Source organism: Paracerasibacillus soli (assembly GCF_042432965.1).
GTDB classification, from domain to species: Bacteria; Bacillota; Bacilli; order Bacillales; family Amphibacillaceae; genus Paracerasibacillus; species Paracerasibacillus soli.
On sequence record NZ_JBHLWL010000067.1, the window covers coordinates 267,168 to 290,755 of the forward strand.

Annotated in this window: 14 protein-coding genes and 1 pseudogene; 2 read left to right on the plus strand and 13 right to left on the minus strand. The window is 38.3% G+C overall.

The features are described 5' to 3' along the window. Positions 1–108: 108 nt before the first annotated feature. Positions 109–6,759 (plus strand): pullulanase, encoded by a 6,651-nt coding sequence (locus ACFFIS_RS17990; protein ID WP_390188635.1) that lies wholly within the window; start codon positions 109–111, stop codon positions 6,757–6,759. 633 nt (positions 6,760–7,392) lie between these two features. Here ACFFIS_RS17990 and ACFFIS_RS17995 read toward each other — a convergent pair. From ACFFIS_RS17995 to ACFFIS_RS18050, 12 genes and pseudogenes are all read right to left on the minus strand, one after another. After that, positions 7,393–8,250, minus strand: a complete 858-nt coding sequence (locus ACFFIS_RS17995; protein ID WP_320380029.1) for a PP2C family serine/threonine-protein phosphatase — start codon at positions 8,248–8,250, stop codon at positions 7,393–7,395. A gap of 209 nt (positions 8,251–8,459) precedes the next feature. Beyond that, a complete protein-coding gene (locus ACFFIS_RS18000; RefSeq protein WP_320380030.1) occupies positions 8,460–9,740 on the minus strand; it encodes a Gfo/Idh/MocA family protein in 1,281 nt (426 codons plus the stop codon). A 42-nt stretch (positions 9,741–9,782) separates the two neighbouring features. Continuing rightward, positions 9,783–10,619, minus strand: a pseudogene (locus ACFFIS_RS18005) (formylglycine-generating enzyme family protein); the annotation flags it as partial. Between the two features lie 351 nt (positions 10,620–10,970). Then, the gene (locus ACFFIS_RS18010; protein WP_390188638.1) at positions 10,971–11,795 is read right to left on the minus strand and encodes a sulfite exporter TauE/SafE family protein; all 825 of its coding nucleotides are present in this window, start codon (positions 11,793–11,795) and stop codon (positions 10,971–10,973) included. 183 nt (positions 11,796–11,978) lie between these two features. Then, positions 11,979–13,436, minus strand: a complete 1,458-nt coding sequence (locus tag ACFFIS_RS18015) for an arylsulfatase (protein WP_320380033.1) — start codon at positions 13,434–13,436, stop codon at positions 11,979–11,981. A 35-nt stretch (positions 13,437–13,471) separates the two neighbouring features. Then, a complete protein-coding gene (locus tag ACFFIS_RS18020; protein WP_390188640.1) occupies positions 13,472–14,593 on the minus strand; it encodes an anaerobic sulfatase maturase in 1,122 nt (373 codons plus the stop codon). A gap of 187 nt (positions 14,594–14,780) precedes the next feature. Next, on the minus strand, positions 14,781–16,943 hold the full coding sequence (gnpA, locus tag ACFFIS_RS18025) for a 1,3-beta-galactosyl-N-acetylhexosamine phosphorylase (RefSeq protein ID WP_446686917.1): 2,163 nt from the start codon (positions 16,941–16,943) through the stop codon (positions 14,781–14,783). A gap of 70 nt (positions 16,944–17,013) precedes the next feature. Next, positions 17,014–17,922, minus strand: coding sequence for an ROK family protein (locus tag ACFFIS_RS18030; protein ID WP_320380040.1), 909 nt, complete (start codon positions 17,920–17,922; stop codon positions 17,014–17,016). Positions 17,923–18,005: 83 nt separating this feature from the next. Next, complete coding sequence (locus ACFFIS_RS18035) at positions 18,006–18,173, minus strand: DUF6903 family protein (protein WP_320380041.1); 168 nt, start codon at positions 18,171–18,173, stop codon at positions 18,006–18,008. 49 nt (positions 18,174–18,222) lie between these two features. Next, the gene (locus ACFFIS_RS18040; protein ID WP_320380042.1) at positions 18,223–19,104 is read right to left on the minus strand and encodes a carbohydrate ABC transporter permease; all 882 of its coding nucleotides are present in this window, start codon (positions 19,102–19,104) and stop codon (positions 18,223–18,225) included. 14 nt (positions 19,105–19,118) lie between these two features. After that, entirely contained in the window at positions 19,119–19,934 is an 816-nt protein-coding gene (locus tag ACFFIS_RS18045) for a carbohydrate ABC transporter permease (protein ID WP_390188677.1), read from the minus strand. Between the two features lie 159 nt (positions 19,935–20,093). Beyond that, positions 20,094–21,449 carry a carbohydrate ABC transporter substrate-binding protein gene (locus ACFFIS_RS18050; protein ID WP_390188643.1) on the minus strand — a complete coding sequence of 452 codons (1,356 nt, stop codon included), beginning with the start codon at positions 21,447–21,449 and terminating at the stop codon, positions 20,094–20,096. A 159-nt stretch (positions 21,450–21,608) separates the two neighbouring features. Between ACFFIS_RS18050 and ACFFIS_RS18055 the strand changes: the two genes are divergently transcribed. Next, positions 21,609–22,445: an AraC family transcriptional regulator gene (locus ACFFIS_RS18055; RefSeq protein WP_320380047.1), complete on the plus strand. Its 837-nt coding sequence runs from the start codon at positions 21,609–21,611 to the stop codon at positions 22,443–22,445. 203 nt (positions 22,446–22,648) lie between these two features. Here ACFFIS_RS18055 and ACFFIS_RS18210 read toward each other — a convergent pair whose 3' ends face one another. After that, complete coding sequence (locus tag ACFFIS_RS18210) at positions 22,649–23,560, minus strand: LPxTATN C-terminal sorting signal domain (protein WP_512700601.1); 912 nt, start codon at positions 23,558–23,560, stop codon at positions 22,649–22,651. Positions 23,561–23,588: the final 28 nt, after the last annotated feature.

The window sequence follows — 23,588 nt, forward strand, 5'->3', positions numbered from 1 at the left end:
TTTATATAAAGGACAAGCAACATCAAGCTGACAAGCCTTAGTAAGTGTGTAACAGAGGCAATCGTTATCTAACCGGCACCTTCAAATAAAAGAAAAGGAGATTCATAGATGCATATAAAAAGACATCAAAAAGGCATATCGATTTTTTTAATATGGCTCATGTTATTCAGTCTTTTCACAAGTGTATCACCAGCATTTGCTGCTAACAGTAATAAAGATGAAATCAAAAGTCCAATTGTCGACAAAACAGGCAATGTCACTTTCCAAGCAGTACATGATGGAGACCAGCTTTATGTAGTTGGCAGTATGAATGATTGGGATGTTGGAAATGGGATAAAGATGGAAAGAAAAAATGATATTTTCACAACAACATCCCACCTACATCCTGGAACATATGAATATAAACTTGTCAAAGGAAATTCTTGGGCCAACGGAGAATTTTTAGACCCGCCCAACCCACTACAAAAAAATGGTAACTCCATCGTTCACGTACCTGGCGTCATGGTAGACAATATACCGACAACACTAGAAAAGGGCACGGAGACTACACTTGATAAGACCTTCATAAATAGTAAGGGAGAAAGGTATGAAGTAAGCCCAACGTGGACATTACTCCAAGCCCCTAATGGTGTAGAGTTAAACAAAAATACGCTTATTATTACAGATAACGCGAAAACAGATAAGACTTTTACATTACAAGCCGAATATGACGGGTATCTTTCTCAAAAGGAAATTACAATTGTTGACAACATGAACAAATATACAATCAATTATTACCGTCATGATGGACAAGCCTCAAATTGGCAAGCATGGATTTTTGGGGATGCTTTAAATGGAGCCGCCTATGACTTTGATGCAAATAATGGTGATTTTGTTCAACTCACACAGCACTTTGTTCAAGATGAAATTAAAGTCATTACCCGGCTTGGAGAATGGGAACGTCAGGAAATGGATAGGGTCATTCAAATTCCTCAAGGTGAAAGTCAAGTTGAAGTATGGCTCGTTGAAGGAGATGAAGAAGTCTATTACAATGAACCAAAAATAGAAACGTATACACCCCCTACTGTCCGTTTCATATACGACCGCAAAAACAAAGATTACGATGACTGGAATTTGTGGGTTTGGAACACAGGAGCAAAAGACGATCAAATAGACTTTGATGAAATTGGCGATGTGGCAATAGCGAATATTGAAGTTGGCCCAAGTATAAAAAGATTCGGCTTTAAGCTACGTAAAGGGCAAAATTGGGACCAAGTTGATGTTGATAAAGATCGAGAAATTAATGTCAGTCCTACCGAAAAGTTAACGAAAGTATTTGTGAAAGAAGGAAAATTTGAATTTCAAACGATTCCATTTGCTAGCGCTCCTTCTGTTAAGGAAGGTGACATAACATTTTTCTATCGTGATGCTAACCTTTATGCAAAGGATGCAATGGATACGATTGATTCCGTCCAAGTTAAAATTGACGGTAAAACGCATAACATGACCTATGAAACTGAAAATGAAAGATTCACAACTACAGTAAGTAGTTTGGAAGAAAAGACATATGAATACACATACCTCGTAACAATCGACGGAAAAACAACGGAGGTATCTGACCCGTATAATCTCAATGAAGACGGAAAATCGATGATTGATATCGCTTCTTTAGATGTGGATGTTTCGGCTAAGCTATCAGCAGATTCTATTAACTATAATGAAAATACCGTACTAACAGTAAATTTATTACAGCATGATGGTAAAAAACTAGATGATTCGCTCATTCAAAACATCACCGTTGACCTATCAAGTTTAGGCGGTAAAAAGAAAACAAAAATAGATACACAATTAAAAGCCTTAACACTCGCTGTTACCGACACAATTGAAACAGGGAAAAAGACACTTCCCATAACAGTAACAGACATATATGGTGGCACACACGAAACGGAAATCACACTTCTTATTGAGCCAAGAGTGATAAAAGATGAAAATGATTTTGATTGGGATGAAGCACGGATTTACTTTATGCTCACCGACCGTTTTGCTGATGGAAATAAAGCAAATAATGACCAAATTGGCTACGACCCATCACAACCTGGTGCATACCAAGGTGGCGATTTTAAAGGAATTACAAAGAACCTCGACTACATTAAAGATTTAGGAATCAATACCATTTGGATTACACCAATTGTCGAAAACGTCTATCATAATGTTGCTTATAACGAGGAAACAAGTACACCTTATTATGCGTATCACGGTTACTGGGCATTAGATTTTGAAAAATTAAATCCTCATTTAGGCACAATGAAAGACTTTCATGAGTTGATTGATGCTGCAAGTGAACGCGGAATAAAGCTAATGGTTGATGTTGTATTAAACCACTCAGGTTATGGTTTAAAAGTGGAAGACGAATCTATCCCCAATCCACCAGAAGGTTATCCATCTGATAAAGACCGTGAAAGATTTGCCGACATGCTGCGCCAAGACGGTGGCGATGCTGGTGATGAGGTGACAGGTGAACTTGCTGGTTTACCAGATTTTATTACAGAGAATCCAGACGTTCGCAATCAACTTGTAGAGTGGCAAACAAATTGGTTGAAAAAGGCAACAACTGAAAAAGGCAATTCAATCGATTATTACCGTGTAGATACAGTAAAACACGTTGATGATGCAACATGGATGCATTTCAAAAATGAATTAACACGTGCTGATTCTGAATTTAAATTAATCGGTGAAGCATTTGGTGCTGCGCCTAATAACGAATATGCAAACCGTTATTTGCATACAGGAACAATGGATTCGTTACTAGATTTCGACTTTAAGAACATTGCTCGTCAACTAGTAAATGGTGAAATAGATTCTGTTAGCAAGGCAATTCAAGAAAGAACAGATAGTATCGATTCTGCAGGAACGTTCGGTCAATTCTTAGGTAGCCATGATGAACCAGGATTCTTACACTTTATAGGTGACAAGGATCCGAGCAAATTAAAAATCGCTGCAACATTACAAATAACATCAAAAGGACAACCAGTTATTTATTATGGTGAGGAATTAGGCTTATCTGGTGAGGAAAATTGGCCAGAGTATGATAATCGTTATGTATTCCCCTGGGATAAAGTGGAAGGAAATAGCGTACATGACCATTACCAGAAGCTATTAAATATTCGTGCTGAATACTCAAAGCTCTTTTCTAAAGGTAGTTATGAGTTGCTAGCAGGTAGCGATGACATGGGTTATCTCGTATTTGAAAGAAAATATGATGGAAAATCAGCTATTGTCGGGATTAACACAACAGACAAAGCACAAGACATAACCTTTACAGTCCCTTTCCAAGGAAATACGAAAATACAAGATAAGTATAATGACACAACCGTTGAAGTTAGCAAGAACAAAAAAGTAACCGTCAATTTACCTAGCAAAAAAGACGGGGGAACTTTTATACTTATTACAGATGAAGTAAATAAGGATGAATTTACTCCGATTCCAGATAACACATTGCGCGTTCATTATAAACGGGCAGATAATCAATTTACTGATTTAGGATTATGGCTTTGGGAAGATGTTGCAGCTCCGTCTGAAAACTGGCCAGCTGGTAGCACCGCCTTTAAAGATACACAACGAACCGAATATGGCGCATATGTAGATATTCCTTTAGCAAAAGATGCCCAAAAAGTAGGTTTTTTAGTCGTTCATACAAAAACAGGTGAAAAAGATGGCAACGATAAGTTTGTTGAATTATTTTCCAAAGATATAAATGAAGTCTGGATTGAGGAGGGCTCCGACGACGTAGCAATCGTAGAACCTATTGTTCTTCCGGAAAGTACAATTCGCATCCATTATAAAAAGGCAGATAAAACTTATGGGCCAATCGGCATTTGGACATGGGATGACGTTTTGAACCCTTCCAACGAATGGCCAAACGATGCCATGAATTACACAGAAATTGGACCTTACGGGGCTTATTATGATGTCACATTAGCAGACAACCCGGAAAAACTAAGCTTTCTCTTTGTAAATAAGGAAAACGAAGAACAAACCGTAGATTATACGTATTCCAATTTTAAATATAACCAATTATTTATTACAGACGGGGACGAAAATATCTATACAAATCCGTATGGCTCCATTGCAACCATGCTTTTATCGGGTGAAATTTTATCAGATAAGAAAATCCAACTTAAGTTTTCTAAAACAGACGAATTAACAGCGGAACTTTTGAAGGAAAATATAAATCTTGTCGATAAAAATGGACAAAAGATAGATATTGACATCATTTCGATTATCGACAATACGATGGTTGAACTTTATGGTGACTTTGATTTAAATGCCTCCCCATTTACAGTCTCATATGGAGAGCAAACATTTATAATACAAGGTGGTTGGCGAATGATAGATGAAATGTATGCTTACGACGGTGAATTAGGTGCGAAATTACACAAAGATGGAACGGCAACATTAAAATTATGGTCACCTAAAGCTGATCAAGTATCTGTCGTGTTATATGACACAAACAATCAAGATAAAGTTATTCTAGAAAATTTACCAATGACAAAAAATGAACAAGGTGTTTGGGAAGTAAAGTTAAATAATAAAAATACTGGATTAGATAGCCTACGCGGATACTATTATCACTATAAAGTTACCCATGGTGATGAAACAAAATTAGCACTCGATCCGTATGCAAAATCTATGGCGGGTTGGGCAAATGAAGAAAGTGGCGGAAAATACGCTATAGGAAAAGCGTCCATCGTTGAACCGTCTACTATCGGGCCAAAACTTAACTATGCCGAAATAGATGGATTTGAAAAACGCGAAGATGCAATTATTTATGAAGTTCATGTAAGAGATTTTACATCTGATCCTAGTATTGCCGATGACTTAACGGCACAATTTGGCACATTTGCATCCTTTATTGAAAAGCTTGATTATATTGAAGACTTAGGTGTTACACATATTCAATTACTTCCCGTCATGAGTTACTATTTCGGTAACGAGTGGAAAAGTGACGAACGCTTATTAGATTGGTCATCATCCGGAAATAATTATAATTGGGGCTATGATCCACATAGTTATTTCTCACTTACCGGTATGTATTCGAAAAATCCAGATAACCCGGAACAAAGGATTGAAGAGTTTAAACGACTAGTCGAAGAAATTCACAAACGAGGAATGGGTGTTATCCTAGATGTCGTATACAATCATACAGCAAAGGTAGATATCTTTGAAGACTTGGTACCGAATTACTATCACTTTATGGACGCGGATGGCACACCAAGAACAAGCTTCGGTGGTGGCCGTTTAGGAACAACGCATAAAATGTCACGTAAATTATTAGTTGATTCAATTACGTATTGGGTTGATGAATTTAAAATTGATGGATTCCGTTTTGATATGATGGGTGACCATGATGCAGAAACCATTCAACTTGCATATGATGAAGCGAAACAACTGAATCCAAACATCATCATGATTGGCGAGGGGTGGATTACGTATGCAGGAGATGAAGGAGATTCGGTTATGCCAGCTGATCAAAACTGGATGCAACATACAGAAAGCGTCGGCGTTTTCTCAGATGAATTTAGAAATGAGTTAAAGTCTGGCTTCGGAAGTGAAGGTCAACCACGCTTTCTAACAGGTGGACCACGTTCCACACAGCAGATTTTTGATAATATATCAGCTCAACCACGTAATTTCTTAGCGACAAATCCGGGTGATGTCGTACAATATATTGCAGCACATGATAATTTAACATTACATGATGTCATCGCCCAGTCGATAAAAAGGGATCCTGAATACCATCAAGAGGAAATTCATAAACGGATCCGGCTTGGGAATGCAATGGTCTTAACGTCGCAAGGAACAGCCTTTCTTCATGCTGGGCAAGAATTCGGACGCACAAAACAATTTAGAAGCAAATCGGATGAACAACCCTATAAATCAACTTATATGACAGATGAAAATGGCGATCCATTTGTATACCCATATTTCATCCATGATTCCTACGATTCCACAGATGCCATTAATAAAATAGATTGGGAAATGGCGACAAATGCAGAAAAGTATCCGATTCACAATAAAACACGCGACTACACAACTGGCTTAATAAAGTTACGCCGTTCAACAGATGCCTTTTCATTAGGTACAATGGAAGAAATTGATAAGCAGGTTACATTCATTAATGCTCCAGAAATAAAAGCAGAGGATTTAATCATTGGCTATCAAGCAGTTTCTTCTGACCAATCTGAAGCATTTGCTGTATTTATTAATGCAGACGATAAGGAACGTACCCTAACACTATCTGACTTAGATTTAACGAAAGGAGATGTAATCGTTGACGGTCAGCTGGCAGGGGTAGTTAAAATAGACAATCCAAAAGGTGTTCAAATTACGAAAGATGATATTACAATCGATCCTTTAACAACAGTTATAGTTAAATTAGTTCAAGAAGTAATCGAAGATCCTAAAGAGCCAAGCTATCCGGATGAGCCCGAGAATCCTGAAATTCCAAGTAATCCAGAGGAACCAGATGTTCCAGCTATACCGGATAATTCAGATAAAAATGATGAGCATGTGATAGGTGGAGAAAATAATCATCACAATGATACTGGGACTGTAAATGAAACTGATAACACTGGCCAGCAAGCGTCAAACAAGGACCCAGATGGCAAAAAATTACCGAAAACAGCTACAACGCTTTATAATCTGCTTTTAATTGGTTTGACCTTCTTTGCAGCAGGCTTGATACTTCTCTATGGTCGTAAGCGAGTTAAAAAAGAATAATAATAGATTATTATTTGGATTAAAAATAATAGAAACAGCCCTTGTGTGGAAATTTACATAGGGGTTGTTTTCCATCTTCAAAAATGGGTGCTGTTCCCACCACGAGGATGCAATTCTTATAAGAATCGCTACCAATCTAATAGCAAAGATAGTGTCGATTAGGTATATAAACATTATTTTATACATCAATCGGGGAAGGTCGATGCATATAATGTCCGTGTTCCCAGGGACGTTACGTCTTTATTGTTAGTTTTTCGATTGTAAAGTAAAAGTCGGAATCATGGTCGTAGATGCTTGCACATCAAGTGAACTTCAATCAGTGGAAGGTTCATACTTACCCTTGATTATTAGCACTTTTATCCTTAAAAGCAAAGCATTAATAAGGTAAAGAACTTATCCTAATCACTAATAGTAGCTAATTAAATTGACATATCGTTATTTCCCCACACATTCGTTTCCACTATGAACACCGTATTATATGCGGAGACTGAATATAATATGAGAATCTTCTTCTCATGGTTCACAAAAAAGTACCGCAGTGGATTTGTAATCCTCTACGATACTTTCCAAAGTGCAATAGAACCCTTGACAAAGAGGGGATTAAGCATGAAACACAAGAACCGTCCCCATGTTTCACCATTCAATCATGAGTCCGGTTTTGTCGTCGCTTTTTTTAAATCGTGGATAGTGTTGGCAGTTGGGATCGTTGTTTTCCAACTGTTGAATTTCTTTACATAGTGCATCTAAGCCGTTTTCAAAGGCAAATGTAGCGGTCTTTTCCCAACTAGTAGCATCTCCATATGTGACTGGCATAGACAATCCGTCACTTACGAGCAAAATCTTCTTGACTCTTTTTAATGATATTTTCCCACATTCAACATGTTGCATTGCTTCAGGACTACCGTCAATAATGCCATACCCTTCACTTGTATTTAATTTCAACCTATTGTTCAGTAAAGTTGGTTTGACTTTTTGCATTAATTCAGGGAACGGAGCGGATGCGTATGCTGCTTTTCCGCGTAAATCCATGAGCGCCTCCATCCCTATTTGGTCAAAATATTGCACGACATCGTATGTAATCGCACGTATATCTCCATTTTCATAAAGTAGAAAAATCATACAATCTCCAGCATGAACAAATTGGAATGATGTCATATCAGAGGCAAACTTGATAGCTGCCAATCCTGTTGATCCCCTTTGTTCTTTCGGAATATCCGTAAGTCTTTGTGCGTATTGATAATGTTTGGAAAAATATGCGAGGTTTTGTTCACTTAGCATTCGATTCGCAGCTTCCACAATCTGAAATAACTCGGCAGAAGGCGCTGCATGTGATAATTCTTTTTCCACAGTATGAGATGCGACATAGCCAGGAATTCCTGATATTCCTGTTGCGCCATCTAACACAGCATAAATTGCTGCATCTGCATTTATTACATAAGCATCTTCATTTATTTCCTTGTCTCCAATTTGGTGTACATACGTTAATTTCATCCATCCAACTCCTAACACTGTTGTGGCTTTTCCCTTCGCTATTTATAAACGAGATATTTTTTGAGTAACGGATTTCTTTTTTTAACCCCGAATATAACGTCTGATTTGAATGCCGAAAATAATATACATTTCTCGAATACTATCCTATACATATTTACTGGATGAGATTTACGATGCACATGCACGTTCAAACTCATGAAATATGTAAACTAGTTAACGACATTTTCACTTAAAAAAGAATGATAATATTCATCAAGTTCAATTGATTTCCCATGATGTAATCTCGATTCTTCCGCAGCAAATGCCATCAAATGACTCCAAAGCGATTCCTTCGCTGAAGATACACTTTCTCTTTTCCCCTTATGATCAATATCCGCTAGAAATGAACGCATAATTTTTTCATCGCCACCATCGTGACCACTATCAGTTTTAGCAAAATGAATGACCGTTTCTTCTTTCGTTAAAAAGTCAAAGATGGAAATACGGTTGTCCATCATATTCCCACGAATTTCTCCCTTTGTTCCCATGATTTGCACCGTTCTCGTCGTATCACGCGTAAATCCACACATACTAAATGTTGCCGTTGCACCATCTTCAAATTCCATGTTCACGACTTGATGGTCCACGACATCATTATCCAACTTAAAAACACAGCGCCCATAATTTGTCTCATTTAAAGCCGTTATAATCGCCTCATTTGTATCATCTTTGGCAAACTTTCTTGCCCAACCCCTACCTGCTTTACTTAAATAATAACGTCCCGCATGAAAGGGACAATCAAGTGCAACCGGACAACCATCCAGACAGCGATCCGCGGCATTTGGAGGTGCATTTTCTTCCTTAAAATGCATCAGTGATCCATACGAACTAACTCGCATACATTTTTTACCCATGACATAATTGATAATATCCATATCATGACAAGATTTTTGTAAAATCATAGGACTAGCCTGTTCCTTATTACGCCAATTCCCCCGTACAAAACTATGTGACATATGCATATAACCTACGTTTTCATTTAATTGGATTGATGCCACTTCACCAATCGTACCTGCTTGGATAACTTTCCGAATGGATGACCAAAAATCCGTGTACCGTAACACGTGACAAATCGTAAACTGTCGATTGTATTTTTGAGATAATCGCTCCATTTCAATACATTCTGTTGGATCTGGAGACATTGGCTTTTCTAGTAACACATGATAGCCAAGTTCTAGTGCCTTTTTAGTCGGTTCATAATGTTCCTGATCCATCGTTGTAATAATCGCGATATCAGCTATTCTTTTGTTTCGTTTAAACATGTCTTGCCATGTATAAAACGTATTTTCCTCAGGTATTTGATGAAGGGATACTAACCTATTTCTTCTCTCTTCCTTCGGTTCTACTACACCAACAATTTTTAGTTCGTTCGGATATTTTTCAGCATATGGCGCATAAGCCGATCCCCCACGGTCACCAGCTCCTATGATGATAGCCGTTTTAGTTTGCATAAATTTCTCCCCTTTTTCAGCAACTTGTTTTAAACAAAAATATTACCTATCCGCTACACAGCGAAATCCCACATTACTCGCTGAACTATCAGGTGTATTCGATGTACGAGCAGCCACACGATAACGATTGCAGTAACTATCATGGCATAAAAATGAACCACCACGCATGACTCTTCCCTCGTCATTTTGTGTGACATGACCCGTTTCTTTTCCAGCAACATATGCTGTTGTAAAAACATCATCACACCACTCCCAAACATTTCCGGCAACATTGTACAATCCATAATCGTTTGGCGGAAATGATGTGGCTGGTGCTGTACCTACATACCCGTCCTCTTTCGTATTCGTCATAGGGAAATTTCCTTGCCAAATATTACACATATGCTTTCCATTTGGATTTAATTTATCGCCCCAAGGATAGATTTTTTGTTCCAGTCCGCCTCTTGCAGCATATTCCCATTCCTTTTCTGTAGGAAGTCGTTTGCCCGCCCACTTACAATAGGCAATTGCATCATGCCATGAAACGTGAACAACAGGGTGTGCCATCCGATTCTCAATGGTTGAATCCGGTCCTTCCGGTTGTTGCCAATAAGCCCCTTCAACGACCCACCACCATGGTGTTTGTTGGGCTTTTTGCGTAACTGTTTTGGCGACTGTCTCGCTTATTAGCAAATAGAAAACAAACGACCACCCATACTGTTCGGCATCTGTTTGATAACCTGTTGCGTCAACAAATTTTTTAAACTGCGCATTTGTAACGGTGTGGGCATCGATGTAAAAAGGAGCAACAGAAACACGCCTAATTGGTCCCTCGCCATCACGTGGAAAGCCCTGCTCATCATCTGTTCCCATTAAAAAATCTCCCCCAGAAAGAAAAATCATCGCGTGTTCCAAATCTTGATGATGGTCGGATACTTTTTGTTTCAGTTTTTCTCGTGTATGTTGCCGCTTTGGTGCACAACAGCTTGAAATGTGCAGCTTCTTTCCATCCATGTATACATGCCACCTTCCCCTAAACTCCATTGCCAACTCATTTTATTACTACGATATATAAAGGATAACCTCAATTAGTAGAAGATTCACGCTCCCTCTACTCATTGTTAGTTAAACAAAACGGAATTTTCCTAGATGTTGATCCGCTGCCCCCACTATAACCTTTTAAATCTCGATGAACGCTCGAAAAAATAGGAGTCTTACAGCAAGTTCATTCGAGTAGTCATACCCGTTCCATTATAGAAGCATCTTAACACCAATCACGATTAATAATATAGATAACAGTTGCATGATCATTTTTCCAGAAATACGTTTAGAAATAAACACACCAATTTGTGCACCAATCATAGCACCGGTTCCGCCAAAAAAGGCAGCCATCCAGTCTACATTTCCATGATAAATGTGAATCACAACACCTACGACAGAATATAAACAGAGAGCAAAAATAGAAGTGGCTGTTGCTCGATGTGGCGCCACTTTAAAAATATAAATCAATACGGGTACCATTAACCAACCTCCACCTAAACCGAAAAAGGTAGATAAGGTCCCCATAAATATACCAAACAATAATAATGAAGTAACGACGCCTATACCTAGCGGTTCATCATATTGGATTTCATTTGGCAAAGACTGTCCTTTGCGGTTTTTCACTAATAAAAACAAACCTAAACCGACTAGAACTGTTGCAAACAATGCATAAAATACTGTTGATGAAACATATTGTGTTAGCTTCGCACCTATAAACGACCCCGGAAAAGCGCCTAAAGAAATGAGCCAAGCTAGTTTATAGTCAATCCGTTTTTGCCGGACGAAACCAGTCACGCCAGATAGAGAATTAACTAAAACAATTACTAATCCGGTACCAGCAGCCACATGTGGTGGCAAATGCATAATTAAAAGAAGCGCTGGCACAAAAATAAATCCACCACCTGCTCCTACTAAAATTCCATAAGCGCCAGAAATTAACCCAATTAAAAGTAATAATACACCTTCCATAGCTGTCACCACTTTTTCTCTGAAATAAAGTGAAATCTCAATCAGTAGGGCATACCGCCTTGGCACTTTTCCTCATGATTGTAAGTTGCATAAATCAAGCTTATCCTTGCTGTTGTTCACCCACTTATTATGCTTTACATCTCCTAGCATGCTTGAAATGGAGTCTTACAACAAGTAATTCTACGATACATAAACGGCAAATCCTCCTCATGCCAAACATAAGGAGGTCCCCTAATCGTGCCATATCGCTTACTTTTCTATCAAAGTTGGTCGTACTGGTCGGCCAACTATTAATCTATCACCATCGGTATATCCTTCTTCGCGACCTTTTAGTTCATGTATTAGCTGATTTCTTCTCGTTGTCATTTTCGTTCCATAATTAGCATCATCCGCTAAATTGTGTAATTCATTTGGGTCCTGTACTAAGTCAAAAAATTGTTCTTCGCCCGTTTGTGAAAACCAAATATATTTTTCTTTTCCGTCCGTAATATAATGATAGCTCTGCTCACCAAATTCATGTTCTCCATGAATATAGTCTCGCCACGGTGTGGAAGTACGCTGATCCCATAGTGGTAGCAAACTCTTTCCTTCAACTGTGTCGGGAATTTCAATATTGGCCACATCTAGTAATGTAGGCATAATATCTCTTAACTCGGTTACTTGGTCTAATTGAATATTTTTTTCCCGCTGTAAGTAATTCCCTGGATCCGCTAATATAAGCGGAACCTTTGCACTACCCTCGTATGGCAATGTTTTTCTAAATAAATGATGATCGCCTAATAATTCACCATGGTCAGAAACGAATAATATGACTGTGTTGTCATACACGCCATACTCCTGCATCGCCATGAAAAATCGGCCAATTTGATGATCAATATGCGTAATTAACGCATAATAAGCAGCTTGCGCTTGCTGTAATCGCCGTTTCGGTACCTTCCCCTTTGCCGTCACTGGATTAAAGCCGGACTTAGCATCATCATGTTGTTCTGCCCAATCCCCTACTGGCGGATCAGGTAGTTCAAGGTCTTTGTACATATCATAATATACTTGTGGAGGGTCAAAAGGAGGATGAGGTCGTACATACGACATTTTTAAAAAGAACGGCTTCGTCGGATCACGCCTTCTTAAAAAATCAATGGCTTGCGTAGTTACCCAATTTGTCGGATGCAACTCCTCCGCAAGTGCCCACGGTCTTGCAACAGTTGACGAGTTACAGTCTAAGCCTAAATCAAGCAAATCAACTTGGCTCCCCGCACGTTCTCTTAACCATGGTAAATAATCATCTGTTTGTTCAAATGAGTCTATTGCTTTTGTCTTATGCTTAAATCGGTTATAGTGCATATACCCATCATGCAAAACGACGTGATGATACCCACATAAATTTCGGGTTGGATAAACATGCATTTTCCCAATACTTTGCGTATGATAACCAGCTTTTGCGAATTCACCAGGCATCGTTACATCATAATCCCAAGGTACCTCGTCTTCATAACCGACACGTCGTGTGGATCTTTGAGACATCCCAGTTAGCACCGCTGCACGTGCAGGAACACATGATGGGGTAGCGGCATAAGCGCGATTAAACAACACGCCATCCCGCGCCAACTGATCTAAGTTAGGTGTATCCACTACTGGGTGATTTAATATGCTTAAACAGTCTGCTCGCATTTGATCAACCATTACTAATAACACATTTGGTCTTTGCATCAAAACACTTCCTCTCCCTCATGAAAAATATACAATCAGCCAATTCCTCTTCGCACTTGCTGAGCCAATTCAAACATAGCGGCAACATTTTTTTCAAAAAATGTATAATAAGACTCACAATAAACAAATTGTTTCTGACTCGTAGTTGGTGCCAATTGTTTATACCGTTTACAGCCACCACGGCAGAGTGAAACATATTTGCAAGTTTGACATGCATCACTTAACGGCTCAGACTCTTTACGAAATGCGGTTGCAACTTCTCCAGTAAACATCTCTTCATAGTCTTTCTCCATTATATTTCCCATTTTATACGTATCAAGCGCATAAAAATCACATGGAAAAACGTCTCCGTTTGCCTCAATTGTAAAATAAGTAGAACACGCACCGGCCATGCTACAATTTTCAGGTTCCTGTCCCATACACATTCCTATAAAGTTATCGAATAAACGGTCACTGATATAATTCCTCGCCAAAATATTTTCCCTATATTTTCGAAATAAAATATGTAGAGCATCAGCATATTCTTCCGCACTCATTGAATAGTTGGCTATTTCCTCACCTTCCAGTGGCTCCAAGCAAGGGATAAATTGTACATATTTAAATCCTTGTTTTTGAAAAAAATTGTATACTTTCGTAATATGACGCGCCGTATAAGAAGTAAGGACACATAAAATATTAAATGGTACAGAAAATTTCTCGAGCAAGCGAATCGTTTGCATCACCCGTTTATGAGTAGGTTTCCCCCGATTCGTTACTCGCCCATAGTCATGAATTTCCTTGGGCCCATCGAGGGAAATTCCAACTAAAAAGTGATTTTCTTTCAAGAAGGAAATCCACGCTTCATTTAGCGCATATCCATTTGTTTGTAGGGAGTAATGTACAGAAATATGATTCGTGTTGTGCTCCTCCACTTCACGAACAAATGCTTGAAAGAAGTCTAATCCTGCTAATGTCGGTTCGCCACCTTGAAAGGCAAAAGAAACAACCCTAACATGAGATGCAAAAGCCTTTCGAATGATTTCCTTTCTAACATGATCACGCATTCTACCAAAACTTTTTACATTTCTATGTTCTGCAACATCATGATAAAAACAATAATGACAACTTAAATTACAGCTTGAAGATGCTGGTTTGATTAGTATGGATAATGTTTGCATGATGAGCATCCCCTTTAACCAATCTATTTAAAAAAACTGGTGCACGCTTTAAAATGTATGGCTAGATTTGATACATGTTTTTCGAGTTCGTATTTATTTTATCATTGTGAAAAGCCACATGACATGAATAAGCTAGTCATAGGGTTAAATAACACCTACGACCAGCTTGGATTTTGTCTTTAGTAATTTAAATATCGAACCATTTATAGCCCATTGGCTGTAATGTTAATGCCTCTTTTGATCCATCCGCTTTATAAACTGTCGTTTGTTGCGTTTCATATGAATTATTAATCACAACAAACTTACCTGCTTCAGGATATGCAGCACATTCGGTTTGCACATTTGTTGTATGCCATTTTTGCATTATTGCTTCTTCAGATGCAGCCCAATAAATGGTCCGTAATAACAATCTTGTATTTTCGGGACTATACGGTAACCCAGCAATATAGACAGAGCGTCCTTCGCCAAATTCATTAACTGCTACTTTTACGTCTCCTTCTTCCATTGCAAGCACTTTTGTCTCGGCATTTGATTGATATACGTATTTCATACTTTCACCAAAATCAATTGGCTCATATTGATCAGCTAAAATAAAATGCGCCTCTTCCGACTGTTTATTATACTTATCTAAACTTAAACTATAGCCAATTTCCTTTTGTACACCTAATACATCTGCTAGTTGGAAAAATTCGCCTTGATGTTCATGTGCAGTCGGCTCGCCGACACCAATAAATCCACCACCTTGATGGACCCATTCCCGAATGGTGCTTACAACTTGTTCGTCTAACCAAGCCTTATCTCCACTCCATGATGTACCAGCATCACCGGCATTAATAATGACGCCGACATCTTCTGGAATCCCATTTTGCTTTATATCGTCAAAGCTCATAAATTCTACATCAAACGGCATGCCGCTTAAACTTTCCAAAATACCGTAATAAGAATAGCATTGTTTATACCAAATCGCATGGTGCACATGGTGACTCATCCACGTTCTTATTTTCCCCCAGCTATTTAATATTGCTACTTTAAATGGCGCTTTATATGAACTCGTTTCCTTAGAATGATCGTGAATTTCTCTAAATTCATTCGTTATTTCTTCCACACGTTTAACAAAGTCCGGAAAATCTAACGCTAAACTTAAATATCCACCATACCCCATCCGTTGAATTGGACTTCTTAAAATAGCCCTTCTCGCTTGCATCCAATTCTGGTTTGCCTCTCCTACAGGGTCGCCACCCTCTTTAAAAGTATCAGGGAAAAAGTAAGGTAAAAATCTTCCTTCCGTATATTTTACATGAGGAATATCAGAAATCATTCTAAGCGTTGTTCCATCACCAACTGATCCGACAACTGCATCTAGGCCAATATTTTTAAAATACTTGCCATAAGGTTCTGTTCCCGCCCAATGATCACCAAGGAACATCATTGCTTCCTTGCCATATTCATGGATTAAATCAACACATTCCTTCGCAAGTTCACTCACGAACTGCTGCTGAAAATCCATCCAATCTAAAAATTCTTTACTTGGAGTGCGAAACGGTGAATTATAATAGCCTTGATCAACTAAATCTTCTGGGCGCAACTTATAGCCTTTTACTTTTTCAAATTCTTGTAATGCTAAAGGACTAACTGTTGCACTATAACCGAACCAATCCACATACTTTTCCATCGCCAAGTCGTTAAAGACTAATGTAAAGTTATAGAAAAAAGTTGTAATACGAACAACATCTGTATCTGGATGGTCTTCAAGCCATGTTCGTAATTTATTTAAAATATATTCTCGGGTTTCTGGATAGTGTGGATCATATGTCATATGGTGTTCCGTATCCCAATTATTCGTAATGTGGTTATACATATGAACAGGATCCCATAGCTGCCAAGCAAGAAAACTTACTGTATAGCGATGCCATTTTTTAGCATTGTCAATCGTGACTTCTTTTGTTTCATCGTGATACGACCAATCTTCTGGGCTCACGACCTCCCCTGTAGTACGATTGATTACTTCCCACCATTCCTTTGGATCATGGTCTGTATCTGGCTTCACCTGTTGATCAAAGTATCCCTTCATAATCGGAATGACGACCTTTTCTGTATGCGCTGTGACATGCTCTGACATGAGGTAAAAGTGCTGCAATTGATCAAGGTTAGCTTTTGCCCATTCCTGGTCACCGCGAGTGAAAAATAACTTCGAATATACCTTATCTGTCATCCCCATAATTTCTTTTGTTAATTTTGTACCATCAGAATCACGAACAGCATCCGCTCCCCACTGGTCGACAAGTCGGGAAATTTCCTTTTCCAAACCCTCCTCAGCTGGTAATGTCACTCTTCCTTTTTTAAGCATAATATTTTCCTCCTGTAATCCATGTATGATGTATCACTTTTATTCGTCCATTTCTCATGCCGTTATAATATCTTTAGTCATGAAATGTATCGAAAACTCTTAATCCGGCACCAATAATTCCTTGTTCATTTCCGAGTGTGCTAATTGCCATATGATCCAAAATATGCTTTTGTTCATCAAGCAAGTATGTCGCTAATTTTTCTTTAATATGATGCAATAAAGCAGGATTACGGGTCGCCACACTACCACCCATCATGATTTGATGTGGATCAAGTAAACTATTTATCATATAAACACCATGTGCAATCGATGTCGTAACCTCATCTATTAAACTATCTGCTTTCGGATCACCTGCATAGTAGGCATCAAACACTTTTTTACTCGATATGGTTTGGTCCATGAACTGTTCTTTGCCAAACTTTTCTATTGCTGGACCACTTGCAACCTTTTCCAATCGTGCAAGCCCTTCTTCATGATGAGGTGCAAATACAGGAATAAGCCCCAATTCTCCAGCAAATCCTGCTCCTCTTATGAACTGACCGCCATTTATAATCGAGGTGGCAATCCCCGTACTAATCGTCAAATAGACAAATAGTTCGTCTTTTAATCCAGCTTCTTTCCATTCCGCAAATGCCGCCATGTAAACATCATTATCCATTACAACCCGCTCTACATGAAAAACTTCTTGAATGCGTTGAACGAAGGGGAAATTATCCCAAGGCAAATTATTTTGATAGACGGCGATACCTTTTTCCCGATCAATTTTCCCTGGTACACCAGCCCCAATACCATAAATTTGGTCAAGCGGTATACTTGAATGGGTAAGTAGCTTATTTACTGAAGTTACAACACAATCAAACATCTTTTCTTTATCTGTTGGATCACTATCAATAATCACTTTCTGAATCAAATCTCCATGATGATTCACAATGCCACTTGCGACAGTTGTGCCACCAACATCAATACCAATTGCATATTTCAAACTCGTCACGTCCTTTCTAACACAAATTTAAAGGGAGGCTTGCTATCTATATTTTTAATGTGAACTGCGAAACTGTGGAACTACTACACATATTTTCGATTGTAATTCCAAAGTAAGAACAACAATCCAGCAAGCCCGATTAATTGCGTTAGTAAATGGATTTTCCCGATTGTTCTTTGTCCATTAATGATTAAAAACAGACAAAAGAAAAAGAAGACGACTTTTAAAATTCGTAACATATTCTCTTTCATTTTTAAAATCCTCCCAGGCAAAAATTGTTCTTCATGTTTAATATCTGTTCTAACCTTTTACCCCACCAACCGTCATACCTTGTGTTAGACGCTTTTGGACAATAATGTACAAAATTAATGTTGGCAACATTACGATTACCATACCTGCATACATCGGTCCGTAATTCACGGCTGCCCTTTCTGCCGCCAATAAATTCAATAAACCAACTGGTAATGTTTTATTTGCACCTGGCATTAACGTTAAAGCCAAAATATATTCATTCCAAAATAGTAGAAAGTTAAATAGCACAACGATAATAATACTTGGTGCGGCCATTGGAAGCATGATGGAAAACATCGTTCGATAATGACCAGCTCCATCAATACTTGCTGCTTCCTCAAAATCTGATGGTAATGTTTCAAAATAACTAGATAATAGAAAAATCGTAAAAGGTAAAGCGGTAGATGCATAGATTAATGCAAGGATCATCCGATTATTTAAAAACAAGCCATCTCCAAAAATTGCTTTTACACCAGAGTCCCAACCAAGTAACATTAAGAATATCGGTACAGCTATGTAACTGACGTTAATAAATAATCCAGCCTTCACAAATGAATTCAGAAACTTTCTTCCTCTAAATTCAAACCGCGACAAAACATAAGCTGCTGGTAAAGCGGTGATAAGTAAGAAGATTAAAGCTAGTGCTGTTACAATAACAGAGTTTAATAAGTAGTCCCCCATATGTGCGTCAAAAAAGGCCTCTACAAAGTTTTGAAAGTAAAAACCGTCTGGTAACGCCCATGGACTCCCATAAAACTCCTTGTTTTCTTTGATTGATGCTAAGAACACCCAGGCTACCGGTATGATGATAGATATAGCCAATGCCAGAAGTGTTACATAAATAAATATTTTATAAAGTGTTTCTGTACGTATCCCTTTGGACTTATTCATTTTCTAAAGCCTCCTTAATACTCCAGTACATCACGCTTCGTAATGTAACTGACGATTCCAGCAAGTGCGAATGAGAATGTAAATATTACAACACCGATTGCCATTCCATAGCCATAAGTGGAGTTACCATAAGCTTGGGAATACATATATGAGAGGAATACTTCCGTGGAACCATCTGGCCCTCCACCAGTCATCGCTTTCACGAGTAAAAAGCTTAAATTAATCGTACTTATAATATAGAAGGTCAATGTCGTACGTAAGTTATTCCAAATTAATGGTAGCGTGATGCTCGTAAATTGTTTCATTTTACCTGCTCCTTCTAAGGAGGCAGCTTCATAATAACTCTTTGGAATACTTGCCATACTTGACATATACATGACCATATAGTATCCAACTGCTTGCCACACCAATGCTCCCGCAACACTATAAATGACAATATCTTGGTTTCCTAGCCACATTTGCTTGAGACTTTCTAAGCTAATCACTCCAAAAATACTATTTAGCAATCCACTAGCTGGATCATATACAGCTGAGAATATCCCCGCAATAACAACGATTGATAAAATGTTAGGGATGTAGAAAATAATACGGAAGAAGTTACTACCAAATATATTTTCTTTCGTTAAGATTGCCGCAAAGAAAACTGCGAGTACAATCGTAATTAATGCAACGAGAACAATTAATACGATTGAGTTTTGGAAGGATTGAATAAAGTTCATATCATTCCATAACACTTTAAAATTATCTAATCCGACAAATTCCTTATTTTTTGAAAATCCGCCCCAATTATAAAGTGACATTCGAAACACTTCAAAGGTCGGTAAAGCCATAAATATGGTGAATAAAATAATCGCTGGAGAAATACAGACGGCAATAAATACATTTCTTGATTTTGACTTACTCAAAGTTTTCACCTCTTTTATAAAGATAAGGCGGCATTTTTATAAGAATTTGCCGCCTTATAGTGTCAAATTACATGGTAGGGAAGCCTACTTCATAGCTGGTCTTAGCTTACCGCTCACTTCCTCAATGCTGTTTTGCCATTCTTCTACCGTAATTTTTCCACTCATCACACTATCAATCTTCTTGTACAGCTCATCACCAATGTTTGCTCCTGCTACAGGATCTGTTGATGCGAATGTTCCCATAGCTGGAAGTGCTCCTGCTTCATATACACTGTAGAACAATTGTTTTTGCTCATCTAATTTTTCTACAATCCCATCAATTGGCTGAACAGCTCCTGCTTCTAAGAAAATATCTGCTGCTTCATCTGAATACATAAATGTAAGGAAGTCTTTGGCAGCATCTTTATTTTGAGCTTCTGAAGGAATCCAAATTTGTTCAAAGAAAGTAAATGCATAACGGTCTCCACCTTTTTCAAAAGCTGGAACAGCCATCATACCCCATTCAAACCCATCAGCACGTGGAGCCTCTGCCATTTCGTCAACAACCCAACTTCCGTTTGGCATAAATAATGCTTCATTATCAAGCACTAATTGTTGGTTTTTCGTAAAATCATTTGGATTAGCGTTTGCTACTGTATTTGGATGTACATATTCACTTAGTTTTTCAATTGTTTCTAGTACTTTTGTAGCTTCTGCTGATTTCCAAATTCCTTCTTTATATGTCATTGCATCATTAAAGAAATCTGGACCACCTGATGCATATAATAAAGAACGTACTAGCGTATCAAAGTATCCTGCAATTGGATAAGTGAAAAGTGAAATACCCTCTTCTGTTGCCTTATCCCCAAGTTCCCACATGTCATCCCATGTTTCAGGAACATCCCAACCTTTTTCTTCCAGCAATGCTGCATTATAGAATAGACCAGTCGGACTATAGAACATTGGTGCTAAGTACATATCTCCATCTGCATATGGATTCGTTGCTAATGTATCTGTAAACCCGTCTAATAATTTATCTGCTACTTTTACTTCTTCACCAGATACATTCATATCAAGAATAGAAGTAAGATTTTCAATACCATTTTCTTTAATTAATGTTTCTGTTAAAGCTTCTTCACGGTCTGTTGCCAACAAGAAAACATCCGGATAATTTCCTGCCTGCATTTCTGGACGAATTACTTCTTCTATATTTTTAGCAATCGTCAAATCGACAGTGACATTTTCATGACTTGCTTCATAAGCCTTAATAATATTTTCCCATACATCGGCACCATAAGCTGATTCTAGTGCAGCTAAGTGAAGGGTTACTTGCTCGTTTCCTCCATCAGCCTTGTCACCATCTTTTTTATTTGTATTTCCGTCTTCCTCGTCACCGCCACATGCGGCTAAAGCGACAACTAATACTAGAGACAATGCTACTAACAAGTTTCTCAATTTCATAATATGTGCCCCCTAAAAACTATTTTGTATTTCCATCTTAATCTTATAATTTATAAAGCGCTTTCACAATAAACATATTGTTAGTTTTTTTATGTTTATTGCTTTTTGTTGAAGTAGTGGTTAAAATCAAAAGTAAAGTAGTAATTGGGAGGGAATGGTATGGCATACGAAGTTTATAAAATGCAAGATGTTCCTGAAGCTCCACTTTCATTCGAACTATTATACATAACCCATTCGGAATATGATAAAGGTTGGCATAGTACAGCACATACCCATCACTTCACAGAACTTTTTTATATCGTGAAGGGCAAAGGAGCTTTCGTACTTCCAAACCATGAAGTACCTGTTAAAGCAAATGATTTAGTTATCATCAATCCGAATATTGAGCACACAGAAAGATCAAATTCCCAAGATTCTCTAGAGTATATCGCATTAGGACTTGAAGGTATTTCTTTTTCCATTCCGCAAGAAAAAAAGCAAACACAAATAGGTTTATTTACTTACCAAGCTGATAAAGATAGTATTCTATTTTTCCTTAATAAACTACTAAACGAAGTGCAGCATCGGCATCTCGATTACGAAGTTATTTGTCGCAATATTATAGAAATACTAATTATTAAACTGCAGCGTGAGAAAAATATCATTGTCCAGCAAAAAAAATCTTATCGAATGAATCAATCAGTCGCATTAGTCAAACATTACATTTGTCAAAATTTCCGCGACCCCATTACGCTTGATACGCTAGCAAGTGTAGGCAATATAAACAAATACTATTTAGCACATATATTTAAAGAAGAAATCGGCATCTCCCCTATCGGGTATTTAAACCAAGTACGAATTAAAGAAGCACAAATACTATTAGAAACAACCGATTATACCATAGCAGAAATCGCCAGTTTCAACGGCTTCTCATCCCAATCATTCTTTTCACAAGCATTCAAAAGAGAAACAAAACAAACACCATCCCAATACCGAATGAAACATGGAGACGGATGAAACATGGGGACGGTTCTCGTGTTTCATTTGGCGGACGCCTGGGATTCCTTACGTTCGCCACCGGAGATAAGAGTGACACTTCAATCAGTCCGGAACCTAAAGCTCGTTAACCGCAATATAAAAAACACCCCCAAAGTTAGATTTTAGGTCTAACTTCGGGGGTGCGTATCACGGATTTTACTGAATATTAGATTATCGTTTCGTTATATGTTCTGTTTCCTTCTTCTATTAGAAACTACAAACAGCACGAATGCTAAACTAATGAAAACAAATCCTAGTGCTAGCCAATTGAATATCGTTGTTGCTGTTTTTGGTAGTTCATTATCACTATCGGCAACTGCACCATCTTGATTTGTATCATCTTTATCTACATCTTCTGGGTTACCAGGTTCCGTAGGCTCTTCTTCCGACGATTCTTCCAATCCATCAATTGCAGACTGTAACGCGGCTATCGCGGCGGCCAGATCTTCCTCGGTTTCTATCTTTTCAAGTGCCGATTCTGCAACTTTAATCGCTTCCTGCAATGCGGCAAATGAATCGGACGTGTACTTACCATCTTCATTTGAAATCGCCTTTGCTGTTTCGATTAGTTTTTCTAATTCTGATAAATCCAGCTCTGGTTCCGCAGGCTCCTCTCCTGACGATTCTTCCAATCCATCAATTGCAGACTGCAACGCGGCTATCGCGGCTGCCAGATCTTCCTCGGTTTCAATTGTTTCAAGGGATGATTCTGCAACTTTAATCGCTTCTTGCAATGCGGCAAATGAATCGGACGTATACTTACCATCTTCATTCGAAATCGCCTTCGCTGTTTCGATTAGCTTTTCTAATTCTGATAAATCCAGCTCTGGTTCCGCAGGCTCTTCTCCTGACGATTCTTCCAATCCATCAATTGCAGACTGCAATGCGGCTATTGCGGCTACTAAATCTTCTTCGGTTTCGATTGTTTCAAGGGCTGATTCCGCAACTTTAATCGCTTCTTGTAATGCGACAAATGAATCGGACGTATACTTACCATCTTCATTCGAAATTCCCTTCGCTGTTTCGATTAGTTTTTCTAATTCTGATAAATCCAGCTCTGGTTCCGTAGGCTCCTCTCCTGGCGATTCTTCCAATCCATCAAGCGCAGACTGTAACGCGGCT